Source organism: Ruegeria sp. BE9, from assembly GCF_056538765.1.
The window spans coordinates 503636-522129 of the sequence record NZ_JBQFTS010000001.1 but is presented as its reverse complement, the minus strand read 5'-3'; the positions used below and the strand labels follow the sequence as shown (position 1 = coordinate 522129).

At 55.0% G+C, this 18494-nt stretch carries 13 protein-coding genes and 2 tRNA genes; 5 read left to right on the top strand and 10 right to left on the bottom strand.

Annotated elements, in window-relative coordinates; translation table 11 throughout:
* Positions 1-36 precede the first annotated feature (36 nt).
* Positions 37-1356, bottom strand: a complete 1320-nt coding sequence (locus ACR0EO_RS02520; protein ID WP_480686848.1) for an ATP-binding protein — start codon at positions 1354-1356, stop codon at positions 37-39.
* Positions 1357-1400: 44 nt separating this feature from the next.
* Between ACR0EO_RS02520 and ACR0EO_RS02515 the strand changes: the two genes are divergently transcribed.
* The 3 genes from ACR0EO_RS02515 to ACR0EO_RS02505 all read left to right on the top strand — a co-directional run bounded on the left by ACR0EO_RS02515 (position 1401) and on the right by ACR0EO_RS02505 (position 2671).
* Positions 1401-2315 carry an MBL fold metallo-hydrolase gene (locus ACR0EO_RS02515; protein WP_480686847.1) on the top strand — a complete coding sequence of 305 codons (915 nt, stop codon included), beginning with the start codon at positions 1401-1403 and terminating at the stop codon, positions 2313-2315.
* 77 nt (positions 2316-2392) lie between these two features.
* Positions 2393-2467 (top strand) — tRNA-Asn (locus ACR0EO_RS02510).
* A gap of 129 nt (positions 2468-2596) precedes the next feature.
* A tRNA-Asn gene (locus tag ACR0EO_RS02505) sits at positions 2597-2671 on the top strand.
* 67 nt (positions 2672-2738) lie between these two features.
* Here the strand turns inward: ACR0EO_RS02505 and ACR0EO_RS02500 are convergent.
* From ACR0EO_RS02500 to zwf, 5 genes are all read right to left on the bottom strand, one after another.
* Entirely contained in the window at positions 2739-4802 is a 2064-nt protein-coding gene (locus ACR0EO_RS02500; protein WP_480686846.1) for an acyltransferase family protein, read from the bottom strand.
* A gap of 185 nt (positions 4803-4987) precedes the next feature.
* Positions 4988-6607 carry a long-chain-fatty-acid--CoA ligase gene (locus ACR0EO_RS02495; RefSeq protein WP_480686845.1) on the bottom strand — a complete coding sequence of 540 codons (1620 nt, stop codon included), beginning with the start codon at positions 6605-6607 and terminating at the stop codon, positions 4988-4990.
* A gap of 186 nt (positions 6608-6793) precedes the next feature.
* The gene (gene pgi, locus ACR0EO_RS02490) at positions 6794-8404 is read right to left on the bottom strand and encodes a glucose-6-phosphate isomerase (RefSeq protein ID WP_480686844.1); all 1611 of its coding nucleotides are present in this window, start codon (positions 8402-8404) and stop codon (positions 6794-6796) included.
* Between the two features lie 5 nt (positions 8405-8409).
* Complete coding sequence (gene pgl, locus ACR0EO_RS02485) at positions 8410-9081, bottom strand: 6-phosphogluconolactonase (RefSeq protein WP_480686843.1); 672 nt, start codon at positions 9079-9081, stop codon at positions 8410-8412.
* Complete coding sequence (zwf, locus tag ACR0EO_RS02480) at positions 9078-10532, bottom strand: glucose-6-phosphate dehydrogenase (protein WP_480686842.1); 1455 nt, start codon at positions 10530-10532, stop codon at positions 9078-9080. The genes pgl and zwf overlap by 4 nt, the downstream gene beginning before the upstream one ends.
* 155 nt (positions 10533-10687) lie before the next feature.
* On the opposite strand from zwf, the gene ACR0EO_RS02475 reads away from it, so the two are divergent.
* Positions 10688-11641, top strand: coding sequence for a radical SAM protein (locus ACR0EO_RS02475; protein ID WP_480686841.1), 954 nt, complete (start codon positions 10688-10690; stop codon positions 11639-11641).
* On the opposite strand, the gene ACR0EO_RS02470 is transcribed toward ACR0EO_RS02475, so the two are convergent.
* Positions 11642-12337 carry a lipid-binding SYLF domain-containing protein gene (locus ACR0EO_RS02470; RefSeq protein WP_480686840.1) on the bottom strand — a complete coding sequence of 232 codons (696 nt, stop codon included), beginning with the start codon at positions 12335-12337 and terminating at the stop codon, positions 11642-11644. It abuts the gene before it with no gap.
* Positions 12338-12443: 106 nt separating this feature from the next.
* Positions 12444-12713, bottom strand: a complete 270-nt coding sequence (locus tag ACR0EO_RS02465; protein WP_424833538.1) for an usg protein — start codon at positions 12711-12713, stop codon at positions 12444-12446.
* Between the two features lie 193 nt (positions 12714-12906).
* Between ACR0EO_RS02465 and gyrA the strand changes: the two genes are divergently transcribed.
* Positions 12907-15645 carry a DNA gyrase subunit A gene (gene gyrA, locus ACR0EO_RS02460; protein WP_480686839.1) on the top strand — a complete coding sequence of 913 codons (2739 nt, stop codon included), beginning with the start codon at positions 12907-12909 and terminating at the stop codon, positions 15643-15645.
* Between the two features lie 45 nt (positions 15646-15690).
* Here gyrA and ACR0EO_RS02455 read toward each other — a convergent pair whose 3' ends face one another.
* Both ACR0EO_RS02455 and ACR0EO_RS02450 read right to left on the bottom strand, forming a co-directional pair.
* On the bottom strand, positions 15691-16941 hold the full coding sequence (locus ACR0EO_RS02455; protein ID WP_480686838.1) for a DsbA family protein: 1251 nt from the start codon (positions 16939-16941) through the stop codon (positions 15691-15693).
* 79 nt (positions 16942-17020) lie between these two features.
* Positions 17021-18490: a carboxypeptidase M32 gene (locus tag ACR0EO_RS02450; RefSeq protein WP_480686837.1), complete on the bottom strand. Its 1470-nt coding sequence runs from the start codon at positions 18488-18490 to the stop codon at positions 17021-17023.
* Positions 18491-18494 lie beyond the last annotated feature (4 nt).

Below are 18494 nucleotides of genomic sequence, written 5' to 3'. Positions count from 1 at the left end.
GGAACCACGCTTGGCCCCACCAAGCCGTTCCTCACCCTATCGGCCCAGAATAATGTCGGCACACAGGCCGCCCAACCGTTCGCTCTTAGCCAATCGCAATACTCCGCCATGCGCACGGGCGATATCTGACACAATTGCCAGCCCTAATCCAACTCCGCTGCCTTGGTTCTGGTTTCGTGCCGGATCGAGTCGAGAAAACGGCTTTACTGCTTCGGTGCGCTGTTCTGGGGGAATGCCGGGGCCGTCATCTTCTACTCTGATACGGACAGTCTTTGGCGTTATGAACAAGCTCACATCCGCACGCGCGCCATATCGCACCGCGTTTCCGATCAGGTTTTCAACAGCGCGCCTAACTGCGGTGGGTCGCAACGTTGCATTTCCTTCGCCTTCGATCGAAACGAGGTCTGCGTTGTGCCCTGCCCGCTTTGCATCTTTGACGATCTGTTCCAACAAAACTTTGGGGTCGACAGTCTCCGGTGCTCCCTCGGCTGCACCCCTTGAGAAATCCAGAAATGCGTCCAGCAACAACTGCATCTCATCCACATCCTGCTGTAACGGTGCGGCCTCATCCTCGGGCAGCATCGAAAGACCCAGCTTTAGGCGAGTCAAAGGCGTACGCAGGTCGTGACTAACCCCAGACAGCATCATCGTACGCTGTTCCATCTGCCGTTCGATACGGGCGCGCATATCCAAAAAAGCGCTTCCAGCAGCGCGGACTTCGATGGCCCCGCCGGGGGAATACGGGACAACACGCCCGCGACCAAAGGCTTGTGCAGCCTCGGCCAGCCGCGTGATCGGCCGTAGCTGATTGCGCATGTATAAAAACGAAATCGTCGTCATAATAACGGCGAAAAACACCATTGTGACGATCAATTGGTGAGGTGCTGTTGGCGACAAACGGCGACGGTCAAACGTCAGCTGCAGAGTCCCCAAGTCTGTTTCAAGGTAAAGCCGCGCCTCTTGCCCGCTGGGTAACGAAACAGAAATCAGGTTTGGTAGAAATGTGCGCAGATCGGCTTCAACCTGCGGTGCAATAAAGTCATACCACCTACGAGCTTCGATAACCGGCAGCTCACTGACACCAAGGAACCGAGCCTTCATGTCCAAAGCACTAAGGTCCGGACGCACTGAGGCGAGCGCTTGCTGTTGCGTTTCCGCCTTTTCGATCATGTCGACAACCAGCATCACCTCCCGAGAGGCTGACTGTGTCATCTGCGTGGTAACGTCCTCAAGGTGCTTTTGCAGGAATGCGACACCCACCACCAAAAGCAGTACGATTACCGGCAATACCAGTATAAGCGCAGCACGGGCATAAAGACTGCGCGGCATATAGGGTTTGAGCCACTGTGCGGACATGCGCTAAACCTAACGGGCTGTTACGACAAGAGAAAGAGTACAGAATGCAGGCGCCCGACGATTTCAACCCCATTCCCGGGCAGGCAATAGAATTGCAGCCGGGTTTGCGGCGTATTCTGGCCCCAAACCCGTCTCCGATGACATATCGCGGCACAAATACGTACTTGTTGGGCACCAGCGAAATCGCCGTTATCGATCCCGGCCCCCTTAGCAACGCGCACTTGCAGGCGATTCTGGATGCCGTGCAGCCAGGACAACGCGTTAGTCATATTCTAGTGACCCATACCCATCTGGACCACTCGCCTCTTGCAGCACCGCTGTCCGAACGGACTGGCGCTCCGATTCTGGCCTATGGCGGCCCCGAGTCAGGACGCAGCGCCATCATGCAGGACTTGGCCGAGCAAGGCCTCGCAGGTGGTGGTGAAGGCATTGATGGGCAATTCCGGCCTGACGTCGAAGTTGGCGACGGCGAAACGATCTTTGGGGATGGCTGGCAACTAGAAGTCATCCACACACCGGGGCATTTGGGCAACCACGTAGCATTGGGGTGGAACGATGTCTGCTTTACTGCAGATCACGTCATGGGTTGGGCCAGTTCTCTTGTTTCGCCACCTGATGGGGACTTAACTGACTTTATGGCCGCCTGCCGACGACTGAGAGCACGAGACTGGTCCGTTTTTCACGCGGGGCACGGAGCACCGATTACGGATCCAGCCGGGCGTTTGGATTGGCTGATCAATCACCGTCTCACCAGAGAGGCTCAGATTCTTGACGCACTTGAAGATCTTCCTGGAACGGCTGCAGATCTAGCGAAGCGAATTTACACTGACACTCCTCCGGCATTGCTACCGGCGGCGGAAAGAAATGTTTTTGCCCATCTCGTTGATCTGGCAGGTAAATCACTGGTTAAACCGGAGGAAAAGATGTCCGCTAACGCTCGTTTTTCCAGACTTCCGTAAGCGGCCAAAACTTTTTTGCAAAAACGTTGCATTCCCCTCTGGACGGCGAAAATGCGGGTTGTTATACGCCCCTCAGTTCCGGCGTAGCTCAGCGGTAGAGCAGTTGACTGTTAATCAATTGGTCGTAGGTTCGATCCCTACCGCCGGAGCCAATCTTCCCCCAAAAAAACCTAAACAGATTGGCAAATTTTCCTGCCTGTAAGCCGGAAAAATTTTTCGTCGAAAAATCGCATCACCCCTCTGGACGCCATAGAGACAGGTTGCTATACGGCGCGAACCGTTCCGGCGTAGCTCAGCGGTAGAGCAGTTGACTGTTAATCAATTGGTCGTAGGTTCGATCCCTACCGCCGGAGCCATATCCCCTCAGACTGGCATTTGAGCGTTCTTGACGCACACTAAAAACGGTAACTGACCCTAGTCGGATCAGTTGATTGGCACAGCGCCTTTGTCGCTTTCTGACAGGTTCAGAAAATCAAACAGACCGCGTTCTTCACCCGCCCAGCGGATCAGCTTAAGGCTGCCGTACTCGGACAAGTGGTATTGGTGGTCACGATACAGCGCGGTTTCGGTCTCGGGGTCGACATAGCCGCATTGCTCAGAAGTACACAGCAGTTCCATTGGCAAAATAACCAGGACATCCTCAGTCCCTTCGTACCTCGAGAAAACCGCGTCGGTATAAGCCGCACGTTGCTGCATTTCTTCGGTTGTCATTCTGTAACAACGACCTCTGGGCAAGGATGTATCAGAACCGGGGAAAAGCCCCTGACATTGCGCAAGATCCGCCCCCAGCGCAGGGGCCTGCGAGAAAAGAACAACTCTCTTGCCTGCGGCTAGTAGCTTGGAGACTGTTTCATCCAGAGAGCTTTCGAACAAGTCGCGCGTTTCTTCAAGGCTGGGAGCCTCTTCGCGCAAATGTGTCGTTAGTCGGTCACGCACGAACCGGGGGCGCGGTGTTTCCAACATGGAATACCAGCGCGCCGATAGAACAACGACGTCATATTCAGGTTGAAGCGCCAGAGCTTCCTTAACGGGGATATTGTTAAGACACTGCTTTTCGCGCTCTTTTCGAATTTCTTTACCAACATAGTGGCGCGAAACCCCGAACAACGGCGGGCAAGCTGACAGCCAAGCCAGATCGACAACCGCTCCTCGACTGGCGATTTCCTCAATGAAACCAGTTTGTAAGTGATGCGCATGACTGTCACCCAGCAGAAGAATTCGTTGGGTGGCGGGCCGATCTGTCGGCTCGTACCGGGTGATTTTACGGTTTGGCTCTCCGGGGTACGGCAGCCACTCAATCTTTACGTTCGTAACGCGACTGTCGTCGGGCAAAAGTGCACTGGGCGGCGTTGCAACAAACAGGACATACGCTGAGACGCCAATCACGGCCGCGACGCCTGCGGTCGATGCCATAAATGGTGAATTGCCAAAACGTTTTCCTTCCGGTGCAGGTTGGCGGAAACGTTCTTCAACAAGGTAATAGCTGATCGCCGCCAATGTGATTGCGATCGGAAAGAACGACAGACGCACCCAGATAGACGGCTCAAGCGGCAGGCGATAGGCAAAGTAAACCTGAACCGGCCAGTGAAACAGGTACAGGGAATAACTGATCAATCCGATCCATACCACAGGCGGCAAGCTCAGTAGCTTTCCAATTATCCCGTTGGCCCCAAACGCAATGAGCAAAACTGTGCCCAATACAGGCACAAGGGTCAAAAGCCCCGGATGGCGTGATTCCTCATTCATAAGCGCGAAAGACAGCACCACCATCGCCATCCCGACCAGAGCCAAACCGCCCTTAGCCTTTTCAGATAAAGAGCTCGTCCGCACATACGGAGACAAAGGCGCCAGAAATGCCGCCAGCAAAGCTCCGGCCAACAATTCGAACGCACGTGACGGCAAGAGGTAGTAAGCTGCGCTTGGGTTTTTGTTGTACGTCACCTGAGCCACTAGGACGCCGACAACCAGTAGCGTTACAAGGATACCAGTTCCAAAACGTCGTATCCAAAGAATGCCCAACAGTACAGTTGGCCAAATCAAGTAGAACTGCTCTTCAACGCTCAGTGACCACATGTGCAGCAGCGGCTTGAACTCGGCCGCCGTGTCGAAATAGCCAACTTCGCGGTAGAAGCCGATGTTCGCCAGGGACAGGATCGACAGCGGAATCGACTTTAAAAAGCTGTTGAGATCAGCCGATCCCAGCACCGGGTAGAACAGGATGAAACACAGTGCGATCAAGAACAGCGCTGCGGGCAACAGCCTGCGAATCCTACGAACGTAGAATCGGCGATAGCTGAACGTGCCAGTGTTTCCCTTTTCCTGAATGATCAAACGGGTAATTAGGTAGCCGCTGATAACGAAAAAGACATCAACGCCCAAAAATCCGCCGGGAATACCCGGAATACCGTAGTGAGCAAGCAAAACGCCCATAACCGCGACTGCGCGCAAGCCATCGATATGCTTGAAATACTGACCTTGGCCTTTCACGAGAACCCCTGCTTCTTAAACGTTTTTTGCAGCAACCAGCCCAAAGGCCTCTGCCTGTCATCCGCGTCCCGTCCCCCCCCAAAACAGCCCGCAACAAATTGGTGGCTGAACTACGCGAGCCGCAACCGTAGCACAAGGGTTACGTCTCGATTTCAGTTTGTTGTTGAGGAGTTATTAAGGTTCCTTCACCCCGACAAAACGTCCTCATACTCAGCCCGAAGCTTACGTTTTAGAACTTTGCCGGTCGCATTCAGGGGCAAGGCGTCGACAAACACCACTTTGTCTGGCACCTGCCAATCAGCAATTTTTTCGTCAAAGAATGCCAGCAGTTCCTCTTCGCTCGGATCTTCGTCTGTAGCCTTAACCGCAATCAGGATGGGACGCTCATTCCACTTGGGATGAGGCACACCAACCACGGCCGCCGTTGCCAACTTGGGATGGGCAACCGCGATGTTCTCAAGTTCAACCGAACTGATCCACTCACCGCCTGACTTGATGATGTCTTTCGACCGATCCCGGATCGTCATGTAGCCATCTGGATCGATTGTCACTACATCTCCCGTCGGAAACCAACCATCCTGCAGCAAACCCTGATCCTGCATCTGGAAATAGCTATCCAAAACCCAAAACCCTCGAACTAGAAGATCACCTTGTGTCTTTCCGTCATGCGGCAATGCCTTGCCATCATCATCCACGATCTTCAATTCGACCCCGTAACAAGGGCGTCCCTGGCTTTCTCGCAGCTTATGCTGCTCTTCGATGGGCAGCTCCTTATGTTTGGCAAGCGGATGGTTCGCGGTGCCCAGCGGACTCATTTCGGTCATGCCCCAGGCGTGAATTGTCTCCACATCATACCGATCGCGGAAGGTTTCAATCATCGACGGAGGGCACGCCGCGCCACCGATAACGGTGCGCTCCAAGCTATCGAGCTTGCTTTCAGACGCTTCAGCGCTAGCCAGCAAACCCTGCCAAATCGTGGGAACACCCATGGACAAGGTTACGCCATAAGTTTCAATCAGATTGACCAAAGCGTCACCATGAAGGTCTGGACCGGGCAGCACCATAGATGACCCCGACATCGCGCAAGCATACGGCGACCCCCAGGCGTTGACGTGGAACATCGGAACCACAGGCAGCACCACATCTTTTGCAGAAAACCCGATGGTGTCCGGTAAATTTGCCCCGAAGCTGTGCAATACAGTCGATCGATGGGAATAAAGCACGCCCTTTGGATTACCCGTCGTTCCGGACGTGTAGCAAAGACTGGAAGCCGTATTTTCATCGAAGCTTGGCCATTGAAACGCTTCATCTCCGGCTTCGATCAACTCATCATAGAATTGAACCCCCGAAATTTGTGAAACGGCATCTTCGTTTCGAGGCCCCATCAAAACGAAATGCTCAACCTCTGTAAGGTCTTTCTTCAAAGCGGCGACCAAAGGAATAAAGGTCGCGTCAAAGAACAGAACACGATCTTGCGCATGATTGATGATGTAGGTCAGCTGCTCAGGAAAGAGGCGCGGGTTGACCGTATGGCAGACAAAACCTGCGCCAGATGCAGCAAAATACACCTCAAGATGGCGTCGGTTGTTCCACGCCAAGGTTCCAATCCGGGTCTGCGGATCCAGCCCAAGTCTGGTCAGAGCCGAAGCCATTTTCCGTGAATTATTTGCGAGTTGAGACCAATTGGTCTTTGTGACGGATCCATCGGTTTCGACCGAGATGATCCGGGTCTGACCATGATACCGATCCGCGTGCTCTATCAGCGACGAGATCAGCAATGGCTGCATCATCATCTGTCCCAGCATGACGGTCCTCCCTATGGTGGCACTACCTAAAAAACTACAGCGCCCTGTGCTGGCCCAGAATTCTGCACCTGGCGTCCAGCCGACGACAGGTTCCGGGCGTTTCCTTAGGAAGAACCCTGCCAATCCTTCGCAATTATAACAATAAAGGAATTCGAGTGAGTTTCGGCAGGTTACGACACCGGGATCCTACTCCCGGTGCTTCATAGCAAAGGCAACTAGTGCCGCGGTCGAAGCATCCTTGCCCTCTGTGCTCACTTCTCCATCCACAACCGGGCCGAGTGAAGTCGCAAGCTCTTTGCCTAGTTCTACCCCCCATTGATCGAACGAATTGATCCCCAACAAAACACCCTCAACAAACACGCGGTGCTCGTACAAAGCGATAATCTGGCCCAAAACAAAGGGGGTAAGCTTGGGGTAAATCAACGTCGACGAAGGCCGGTTACCCGGAAATACGCGATGGCGAGCTTGGCGCTCCAACTCATCACCTGTCAGGCCCTTGTCCGCCATACGCTGACGGGCTTCGTCCAACGAACGGCCACGCATAAGCGCCTCGGACTGGGCCAAGCAATTGGCAAGCAACAAGCGGTGGTGATGGGTGAGCTCAGGCTCATGCCCTTCAGCGGCGACCATAAACTCGCATGGGACCACATCAGTGCCCTGATGGATCAGTTGGTAGAACGCGTGTTGACCGTTGGTGCCAGGCTCACCCCAAACCACGGGACCCGCCGGCACCGCCAAAGAACTGCCATCCATCGCAACAGACTTACCGTTAGACTCCATCTCCAACTGTTGGAAATAAGCCGGAAGGCGCAGTAAACGCTGGTCGTAGGGTAAAACCGCCCGGCTGGCATAACCCAGAACTTGTCGGTGCCAAACTCCAACCAGAGCCAACAAAACCGGCACATTCTCGGCCCAGTCGGCAGAGCGGAAATGAACATCCATTGCTTGCCCGCCCCGCAAAAACGCGTCGAAAGCGTTCGACCCGACGGCGATCATTACCGACAAGCCTACTGGCCCCCAAACCGAATAGCGCCCTCCGACCCAATCAGCGAAACCGAAGACACGGTCCTGGGGAATCCCAAATGCTTCTGTCTGGTCCAACGCACTGGAAACCGCAGCAAATTGCCTGGCTGGGTCACCGCCACCGTCCATCATCCATGCGCGGGCAGTGCGAGCGTTGGTCATGGTTTCAATGGTTGTAAAAGTCTTGGATGCCACGACTACCAAGGTCCGCGTCGGATCCAGCGGTCGCAGTGTATCTGCGATATGCGCCCCATCTACATTGGACACATAATGCAACTTTGGTCCGTCATGGTATGGAGCGAGCGCGTGTGTCGCCATAACTGGTCCAAGATCCGAGCCGCCGATGCCGATATTTACAACATCGGTAAAGCTGCCCCCTGCCCCGGCAATCGCGCCGCCGCGCACTTCTTCGGCAAACACCCGCATCCTTTGCAGGGTATCTAACACCTCGGGCATCACATCCTGCCCATCGACCTTGACGGGGCCACCATCCAAATTCCGCAAAGCCGTGTGAAGAACCGCGCGCCCTTCGGTTTCATTGATCTTAGCACCAGAAAACATCGCCTCGCGCCGCTCGGCCAATCCAGCTTCTTCACACAAACGGATCAAGGCATCGCGAACGCTCTCGTCGATCTGAGTTTTGGAGTAGTCAAAAAGAAGATCGCCGGTCGATGCCGAAAAATGCTGCGCCCGTTTCTCATTACGGTCGAACAAATCCGAAATAGATTGGTTCTCGCGATCAGCGGCTAGCTTCAGGAGGTTGCTCAGTTCCATGTTACCTACTCCGCCCAGTGTACGGTCATTCCGCTTAGAACTGCCGAGATGGGGGCGTCCTCAGGCGGCAAAGTCATGGCGCGCTCAAGCGAATCCCGCTTGGCCTCGCCAAAGATAATCAGGTGCTTGGACAGCGCCCCATCCAATACCGGTGCGGTCAAAGTAATGCGCGGTTCCGGCTGTACATCTGTTCGAGCAACGGCCAATGGCGAGGCATGGCTGTCCAGGGCAGCTTCCAAGCCATCCATCCCGGGAAACAACGAAGCCGTGTGCATATCTTCGCCCATCCCCAATACCAACACTGACAATGGTCGGATCGGAGTGATCAGGCTTTCGATTTCTGGCAGAACGTCTTCGGGTTCATAGCCCGTTAGATACAACGGAATGTACTGCGCAACCGAAGCGCGGTTGGTTAGCAGCCTTTCGCGGATCAAACGTTCGTTCGACCGGTCGCTGTCGCCTGGAACACAACGTTCATCTGTCGGCAGAACCCGTACGCGGTCCCACTCCAGATCCGCGGCGCATAACACGTCAAAAATCGGACCAGGCGTCGTTCCTCCCGGCACAGCGAACGAAACAACTTCGTGATGAAGCAAGGCAGATTCAAGTTCGCCAGCCAGTACGTTTGCAACGTCAATCGCCAGCATGTCTCGGTCAGCGTATTCCTGAATATTCATGGGTTTATCCCTTGCCAGCGGCGACCATCTCGTTTCATCAGCAGCTCGGCGTCGCCCGGACCGGTACTGCCACTTTCGTAGGGTTTAGGTACATCTCCGCGCGCCTGCCAACCGGCTATAATCGGGTCAGTCCATGCCCAGGCCGCTTCGACTTCGTCTCCGCGCATAAACAAGGTCTGGTTGCCACGAATAACGTCCATCACAAGCCGCTCATACGCGTCCGGCGGGTCTTGGTTTTCAGGTCCCAAAGCCTCGGCAAAACTCATATCCAGGGGCACATCTACCAGACGCATCCCCCCGGGACCGGGCTCTTTGATTGTCACCTTAAGCGTGATGCCCTCGTTTGGCTGCAATCGAATGGAAAGTACATTAGCATGCCGCCCCGCATCCTCGCCAAAAATGGAATGTGGCGCGTCCTTGAACATCACGTTGATAACAGACGAACGCGCAACCAACCGTTTCCCCGTACGCAGATAGAACGGCGTGCCAGCCCATCTCCAGTTGCTGACATGAGCCCGCAAGGCCACGTAGCTTTCTGTTGTCGAACGCAAGTTGCCAACGGTTTCGCGATACCCGGGACCGCCTGCACCACCCTCGAACTGTCCTCGTACAATGTGGTGCGGTTCAACCGGATCAAGCGCTCGGATAACCTTGAGTTTTTCGTCCCGCACGGCGTCGGGATCGAACTTTGCAGGCGGCTCCATCGCTATCAGGCACAAAAGCTGCATCAGGTGGTTTTGCATCATGTCACGCATTGCACCCGCGCGGTCATAATACTCTTCACGTCCTTTGATACCGACAGACTCGGCAACCGTAATCTGGATGTGATCCACGTATTGGCTATTCCAGAGCGGCTCGAAGAGCATGTTCCCGAACCGGACGGCCATCAGGTTCTGTACCGTTTCCTTGCCCAAATAGTGGTCGATCCGGTAAATCTGCCCTTCAGAAAAATGCCGAGCCAGAGTCTCGTTCAGGGCTTTGGCGCTTTCCAGATCGTGACCAAACGGCTTTTCGACCACGATGCGCGTCTGTTCCGTAGCCAATTTATGAGATTTTATGCTCTCAGCCAGCGGACCAAAGAGGCGCGGCCCAACAGAAAAGTAAAACGCCCTAACGCGATCTTCGGTCAATTTTCCGGCAAGCTGATCCCAGCCTTCGTCGGACAAAGCATCGATCGCGACGTAATCCACACGCTCCAAGAATGCGTTTAACGCGTCAGTGTTCTGGCACTGCTTGGCCGCATGGGCATGCAACGATTCGGTGACTAGATTGAGAAAACCGTCACGATCATAAGCTGTTCGAGCAGCGCCAATGATCTGAACGTCCTGCGGCCATTGCCCTGCGCAATAACGTCTAAACAGCGCCGGAAGGATCTTGCGCTGAGCAAGATCGCCGGTGCCGCCAAAGATGATCAGATCAAACGGATCAACGGGGATGACGCGAGAAACCATTCGTTTTCCTTACCTTGCCCCGATCAGCATGTCCAACGTTAGCGCAATCATTTTTCCCGCCATCAAAACTCTGTCAGATTCGCCGCGTCACCCTTACCAAGGCTGCTCTAACGGACTAAGTCGATAGGAACAGACCAAAAGAACCGGACACGGGTATGAAAGACAACGTCCCTCAGAGCGCCAATAGCGGCAAGTTTCAAAACAAATTGGTGACAGCGGATGGGCAAAAACGCGCCTCGGTTGCGCTTACTAACCCAGAGACGCTCTGGTTTAACACCGGAACCTTGTGCAACATCGAATGCATAAATTGCTATATCGAAAGCAGCCCAACCAATGACGCGTTGGTGTATATAACCGCAGACGAAGTGCGGGAGTATCTGGATCAGATTGAAACCCGCAACTGGCCAGTTCGCGAGGTTGGTTTTACCGGCGGCGAACCTTTTATGAACCCCGAAATGATCGACATCTCTCGTACAGCGCTTGAGCGCGGTTATGAGGTACTGATCCTGACAAACGCTATGCTACCAATGATGCGCCGTAAAATGCGCGAGGGTTTGTTGGAGTTACAGCAGGAGTTTGGAAACAAGCTAACACTAAGGATTTCAGTCGATCACTACCGCTCTGAATTGCACGACGAAGAGCGAGGCAAAGGCAGTTTCGGTAAGACGATTGAGGGTATGGAATGGCTGCGCGATAACGGCTTCAACATGGCCGTCGCTGGACGCACACTCTGGGGTGACAACGATGCAGACAGCCGCGCGGGATATGCTGATTTCTACCAACAGCACGGCTTCGATATTGACGCGCAAAACCCGGGCCAGACCGTCCTGTTCCCTGAAATGGACGAAACAGTAGAAGTTCCGGAAATCACGACAGCCTGCTGGGGCATTCTGAACAAATCTCCAGACGCTGTTATGTGTTCCAGCGCCCGGATGGTTGTTAAACGCAAAGGCGCCGAACGGCCTACTGTTCTGGCCTGCACGTTGCTGCCTTACGCACCTGAGTTCGAGATGGGGCAAACCCTGGCCGAGGCTGAGGCTGACGTTCATCTGAACCACCCGCACTGCGCCAAGTTTTGCGTATTGGGCGGTGCCAGCTGTTCGGGCTGATCAGTTTAACTCGGGGGACTTCCAGAACTTGGTTCCCATAGCCCCCGCCGAGACACGCCAACCCTTTTTCGACAGGACAAAGAACGACCGACCGTCGGTGAAGCGCACGGTTTCATCTGTACGTTCATCACCATACATCGCACCTGTTTCGGCTGTCGCGTCATAGCCGTAGTCAATGAACTTCTGCAGGTCGTCCGGCGTCTCAAACAGGATCACGAATTTGTTTTCAAACCCACCGATTCCAACAGCGGCACCTACACCGCCAGTCCCCATATTCATGTAGGTGTGCTGGCCTGTGTCCTTTGATACGGCGACACCGCGCCCGTAGCCAGCTGAAACCGGAAACACAGTCACTCTGCGCGAGTCAAAGACTGCGTAGCCGGCAGATACATCGTACAGTTCTTTTGCGTCGGGATTTTCAGCCAACAACTGGTCCAAAATCTCAGAGGCCATCACGTCCAGCTTAGCTCGGGTTTCCTCGGGCGTGGCTTCGTTGCTCAAAAGCTCGGTCGTCGACTCAATCGTGTCGTCGACAGCGTTTGTACCCTTTTCAATGGTTTGCCCCACAGTCTCCGCTCCGCGCCCAATCGCGTCGGCCGTGTTTTCAGCACCTTTTTTGATTTTATCCAGAACGCCTTCTGCAAAGGCGGGACCGCTCAGGCAAAGGGCGGCAGAGAGGAGAAGAGTTTTGTGCATAAGGCTGTTCCGTGTTTGACCAATCACTTGGTCGACACCTTAGCCTACGCTTCCCCAAAAACTACACATCTCAATCGTTAAGAGCCAAAAATACTCAGCCGAACACTTAGTTCACCCGGAACTCACCCACCATATTGCGCCATTCCCCGGGGGCGATCATCTTGCGGTGCGTGAACCGTACCGAATGCAGCGGGCCCTCGATCTCGCGCTGCCAAAACTCGACAAATTCAAAGAGCTTCGGATGGTCTGGCGCCAAATCATAATCTTGCCAGATGAACGTATTCAAAACGTGGATGTAGTCGGGCATATGGTAGAAGAATTCCGCCGTTGTCAGCCCGTACCCCTTGAGCATTAATTCTGTTTCGCTTTGCTCCATGCAGACCTCCAATTTTCTTGCAAGGTCTCTTTAGGGTAACACGGAAATACCCTAATCCTTAGTTAACAATATGTTACTCTGGTGTTACGGGTGTTTTTTGCCCGAAATGCGCTGCTTGCTTGCACCTTATGTGCCGGGTCTGATAAGGTACATCCACAAGATATAGACCCAGAACAATACACGGGCAGTTTACGTGAGCGATACGCCAGAAACCCCAGAAAATATGGATGAAACCCCGCCCGAGCGCCCCGTATATGACGGCCCGACGGTGTCCATCGAATCCGAGATGCGCACGTCCTATCTGGACTATGCCATGTCGGTCATCGTCTCGCGCGCGATCCCCGATCTGCGCGACGGATTGAAACCGGTTCACCGTCGTATCCTTTATGCGATGCACGAAACCGGGAACACACATGACAAGGCCTACCGCAAGTCGGCCCGTCCGGTCGGCGACGTGATGGGTAAATACCACCCGCACGGTGACAGTGCGATCTATGACGCGCTGGTGCGGATGGCGCAGGATTTCTCAATGTCGCTGCCGCTGCTCGACGGTCAGGGCAACTTTGGTTCGATGGACGGCGATAACCCAGCGGCCATGCGTTACACCGAAGTTCGGATGGACAAGCCCGCTGCGTCCCTGCTGGCCGACATCGAGAAAGAAACGGTCGATTTTCAGGACAACTACGACGGCAAAGACAAAGAGCCGACAGTTCTGCCTGCGCGTTTCCCGAACATGCTGGTCAATGGTGCTGGCGGTATTGCCGTTGGTATGGCGACCAACATCCCACCGCACAATCTGGGTGAAGTTGTCGATGCCACGCTGGCGTTGATCGACGACCCGGATTTGACATCCGAGCAGCTGATTGAATACGTCCCCGGCCCCGACTTCCCCACGGGCGGTGTTATGCTGGGCCGATCCGGTGCACGTAAAGCCTATCTAGAAGGCCGCGGCAGCGTCATCATCCGCGCCAAGACGCGCGTCGAGGAAATCCGCAAAGACCGGTACGCCATTGTCGTCGACGAGATCCCCTATCAGGTGAACAAAGCTTCGATGATCGAAAAGATCGCCGAAGCAGTACGCGAAAAGCGGATCGAAGGCGTTAGCCACGTGCAGGACGAATCCGACCGTAATGGCGTGCGTGTCGTGGTCGAACTGAAGCGTGACGCGACTCCTGAAGTGGTGCTGAACCAGCTTTATCGTTTCTCGCCGATGCAAACGTCATTCGGCTGCAACATGCTGGCCCTGAATGGTGGTCGGCCCGAACAACTGACCCTGCGCCGGTTCCTGACCTCGTTCATCGACTTCCGCGAAGATGTTGTTGCACGTCGTACCGCATATGACCTGCGTAAGGCACGTGAGCGCAGCCACATCTTGTGTGGTCTTGCCGTGGCCGTTTCGAACGTAGACGAAGTTGTTGCCACGATACGTTCATCGGCAGACGCGGCCGAAGCGCGCGAAAAGCTGATGACGCGGCGCTGGCCTGCGGCCGACATCGAGGGCTACTTGCGTCTAATCGACGATCCTCTGTCCAAGATGAACGACGATGGCACCTACAACTTGACCGAAGTTCAGGCACGCGCGATTCTGGAACTGCGCCTGCAGCGCCTGACCCAACTGGGCGTCAAAGAAGTCACGGACGAGCTGGAAGAGCTGGCAGCTAAGATCAAGGAATACCTCGACATTCTGTCCTCGCGCGAACGCATCATGTCGATTATCGGCGACGAGCTGCGCGCAGTGCGCGAGCAATTCGCCGTTCCGCGCCGCACCGAAATCGTCGATTGGTCCGGCGACATGGAAGACGAGGACCTGATCGAACGTGAAGACATGGTCGTGACCGTCACTTCGGGCGGTTACATCAAACGTACCCCGCTGGCAGACTTCCGCGCTCAGAAGCGCGGCGGTAAGGGCCTGTCGGGCATGCAGACCAAAGAAGAGGATGTCGTCACCAACCTGTTCGTGGCGAATACCCATACTCAACTGCTGTTCTTTACGACTGACGGGATGGTCTACAAGCTCAAGACCTGGCGCCTGCCACAGTCCGGTCGGACCGGCAAAGGCAAGGCAATCGTCAACATTCTGCCGATTCCGACGGGTGTTTCGATCGCCGCGATCATGCCTGTGGATGTGCCGGACGATGAGTGGGAGAACCTGCAAATCGTGTTTGCCACCAGCGCCGGTGACGTTCGCCGCAATGCGCTGAGTGATTTCACGAACGTGAAGCGCAACGGCAAAATCGCCATGGACCTGCCCGAAGATGTTGAACTGGTCAACGCTCGCATCTGTTCAGAAGACGATGATGTGATGCTGGTCACTAACTCTGGCCGTGCAATCCGCTTCCAAACCACCGATGTACGCGTCTTCAAAGGCCGTAAATCGACCGGTGTACGTGGTATCAGGCTCACCAATGGTGACCGGGTGGTCTCGATGTCAGTCATCCGCCACTTTGAGGCCACCTCGGACGAGCGCGCCGCTTACCTCAAGATGCGTCGCCTGATGGCCGGCGTCACGGATGAGACCGAGACGGATGAAGACGAAGGCAATGCCGACAGCGTCCTGCCGCAAGAGCGCTATGCCGAGATGTCGGCTGCCGAAAACCTAATCCTCACCATTACTGCAGGGGGCTCAGGCAAGCTTAGCTCTAGCCACGACTACCCCGTCCGCGGACGCGGCGGTATGGGCGTCGCAGCTATGGATAAGGCAATGCGCGGCGGCGAGCTGGTGGCTTCGTTCCCAGTCGAAATCGACGACCAAATCATGTTGGCCACGTCCAAGGGCCAATCGATCCGCGTGCCGGTTGATGGCATCTCATTCCGATCCCGCAGTGCTGGCGGCGTTCGCGTCTTTAACACCGGTAAAGGTGAGGTTGTTGTCAGTGTCGCCTGGATCGCTGATCAGGGCGATGAGGAAGAAGAAACTCAACCTTCTGAATAAATCCCAAAAGGCGCTGCAACAAAATGCAGCGCCTTTTTCTTAAGTTCAGTTCCGCCTCAAGGTGTCAACGATTACCCACAAGCGGTCCTGCCCCCAGATGCTTTGCCCATTGACGCGAAAGCTGGGAACTCCCCAAAGGTCAATCTGTTGTAGGCGGTTTTGGTTGATTTCAACGCGATGGCGCCAAGTGCTAGAAGCCAATTCATCTTTGGCTTTTTCCCAATCCAAACCTGCCGCACGTGTGATTTCGGCCAGCCCTGCATCTGTCGCGGCGTCTATTCCCTGAGACCAAACCGAAGACATAAAGGCCGAGCAATACTCGGCCAAACGTCCCTGTGACTCAGCATAATCCAACAGACTATAGCCGCGCCCGACCCCTGCCCCCAAAGGGTCGGAAATACACCCAAAGGGAATTCCCAGACGCCGCGCTTCGCGTGTGCAATCATGTAAGATGTACGAGGATTTTGCGGAAGGTACCGGCAACCCTCTCATGAGCATCGGCAATACGGGCTTCAGGATAAGATTGGCCTGGCTTTTGCGGGCAAAGTCCCGAACACGATCGAAGGCCAAGTAGGAATAAGGGCTACGGAAAGAGAAAAAGAACTCTATCTCTGAGCCTCGTGCCGTCGGCGGTTCTGATACTATCTCGGGAACGATCGGCGCTGCCTTTTCCCCCAACCCCATACTTTGCAAACGTGTTTCCAGATAGTGAAGCCGGTCGAGCCCCCAGTAAGTTTCTCCTGCATATGTAAAACTGCCGCCTTGATAACCCCCGACCAAGGATATGGTTTGATCACCCAGCCTAATCGCAGATGCCGGATCAGTCTCTGGCCCATCCGGGATTTGTTCGCCCCTCCAAAGAGCAGCGGTCACCGCCAGAGCAGACAATGCAAAATCATCTGTGCCCAAGGCCCCGGTCAACCTCTTTTTCGCCGTAACAATGGCTTGCGGATCGGGGTCCGTGAGCTTTGGTGGAACTAGACCAAGTTGATTAGCCACACGCACCACATCGCAAAATGCGTTGCGACGGAATGCATCCGGCGCAGGAACCATTTCCGCAGGGGGACCGGATATCAAATATGGCCTTAACTCGATCCGGTATCTACTTTGAAAGGCCTGCAGAACCTGAACTGTCAGAAAGCTATAAGGATCTGACACATCGTGGAAATAACTCACCACGTGCGGCTTCTTGGTCAGTCTTCTTTTGATCTCATACTTATAGCGACGCGACGCTTGGAACGCGTTGCTGGTCACAACCATCGCAGCGCGGGTTTTAAGTTTGCGACTGATCGCCAAGGGCCCCTCCGACACCGTTTAAGGGGCACTGTAACGGCTGCGGCAGGAAATCCCATGCCGCAATACAGTAACGTGACGGCTATAGGTTGTAGAGCGTGCCGAACTTATCCTCGAGATAGCTAAGCAACGGTTCGGGTCCCGGTTCTACCCCACTGGCCTGAAGAATGGTTTCGCGCGGTGTGTACAGCCCTCCGAAACGCTGTAAGTTGTCCCGTAGCCACCCAGTTGCGCCCGATGTGTCCCCTTGCGCCAATTGGGCGTCCAAATTGGGCACCGCCTCGCGGAGTGACTTGTAGAGACATCCAGCATAGACGTTCCCCAACGAATAGGTTGGGAAATAACCGAACAGCCCGACCGACCAGTGAACATCCTGCAGACATCCGTTCGATGGTTTATCAACCGCATATCCGAAATCAGCTTTGAAACGGTCGTTCCACGCAGCCTCCAGATCACCCACCTGAAGATCACCGCTCATGAGGGCGCGCTCTAAGTCAAATCGCAGCATGATGTGCAGATTGTATTGCACCTCGTCGGCCTCGGTCCGGATATAGCCGTTATGGACACCGTTAACCGTTGCGTAGAAGGCGTCGGCATCCGCGATCCCGAAGTCACCAAAAACCTCTAACATTTGCCCGTAGAGCCAACCGGTGAAGGCACGTGAGCGACCCAGCTGGTTTTCATAAATTCTGCTCTGGCTTTCATGTACGCCCATCGACACGCCTTGCCCGAGCGGCGTTAGAATGTAGGTCGGATCGATGCCTTGCTCATAAGCTGCGTGGCCTACCTCATGAATTGTCGAATAAAAGCAGTTAAACGGATCGACTTCGCTGGTACGGGTCGTAATGCGAACATCCAGCCCGCTGCCCGAGCTGAAAGGATGCACCGCCTTGTCTACACGGCCGGTGTTCAGATCATAGCCAAAGGTCGTCGCTAGTTTCTGAGACAATCGCATCTGGGCCAGTTCATCGAACTTACCATTCAAAGTTTGCGGAGCGGATTGGGCCAAAACGGCCGCGCGCAAGGCCACCAATCGCGGGCGCATCTGGTCAAAAATCTCGGCAATTTGCGAACCAGTTGTGTAGGGTTCATAGTCTTCGACCATCGCATCGTAGACATCCCCGCCCTGAGCCAAGGCCGCGCCCTCTTCGCGTTTCAGGTCAACGACCTCTTGCAACACAGGGAGAAATGCAGCCACGTCTTCGTCAGCACGCGCCTGTGCCCAAGTACCCTGAGCTGCAGATGTCACGCGTGCTATGGCCTTCGCCAAATCCGCGGGCACCTTGACCGTTCGCTCATAAGACCGGCGGATTTCTCGAATTTGAGCCCTTCCGACCTCGTCCACCGGATCGGCTTTCTCCAGCCATTCGACCACCCGCGGGTCGGAACGACGAGCATGCAAAACCGCCTCAATCGCCGCCATCTCTTCGGCCCGTTGAGGAGCAGCACCACGCGGCATCACTGTTTCCTGGTCCCACCCAAGCCGCCCAGCGATCTGCCCAAGGGCCGAGGTTTCACGTTGAAAGGCCATCAGGTCATCGTAGGCAGTCATCTGG

Bases quoted from the DNA above. Each gene is read 5' to 3' on its own strand.
- pgi (WP_480686844.1), bottom strand. From the start codon at position 8,404: ATGGAACTGAGCAACCTCCTGAAGCTAGCCGCTGATCGCGAGAACCAA.
- ACR0EO_RS02450 (WP_480686837.1), bottom strand. From the start codon at position 18,490: ATGACTGCCTACGATGACCTGATGGCCTTTCAACGTGAAACCTCGGCC.
- ACR0EO_RS02495 (WP_480686845.1), bottom strand. From the start codon at position 6,607: ATGCTGGGACAGATGATGATGCAGCCATTGCTGATCTCGTCGCTGATA.
- ACR0EO_RS02520 (WP_480686848.1), bottom strand. From the start codon at position 1,356: ATGTCCGCACAGTGGCTCAAACCCTATATGCCGCGCAGTCTTTATGCC.
- ACR0EO_RS02465 (WP_424833538.1), bottom strand. From the start codon at position 12,713: ATGGAGCAAAGCGAAACAGAATTAATGCTCAAGGGGTACGGGCTGACA.
- ACR0EO_RS02475 (WP_480686841.1), top strand. From the start codon at position 10,688: ATGAAAGACAACGTCCCTCAGAGCGCCAATAGCGGCAAGTTTCAAAAC.
- ACR0EO_RS02515 (WP_480686847.1), top strand. From the start codon at position 1,401: ATGCAGGCGCCCGACGATTTCAACCCCATTCCCGGGCAGGCAATAGAA.
- zwf (WP_480686842.1), bottom strand. From the start codon at position 10,532: ATGGTTTCTCGCGTCATCCCCGTTGATCCGTTTGATCTGATCATCTTT.
- pgl (WP_480686843.1), bottom strand. From the start codon at position 9,081: ATGAATATTCAGGAATACGCTGACCGAGACATGCTGGCGATTGACGTT.
- ACR0EO_RS02470 (WP_480686840.1), bottom strand. From the start codon at position 12,337: ATGCACAAAACTCTTCTCCTCTCTGCCGCCCTTTGCCTGAGCGGTCCC.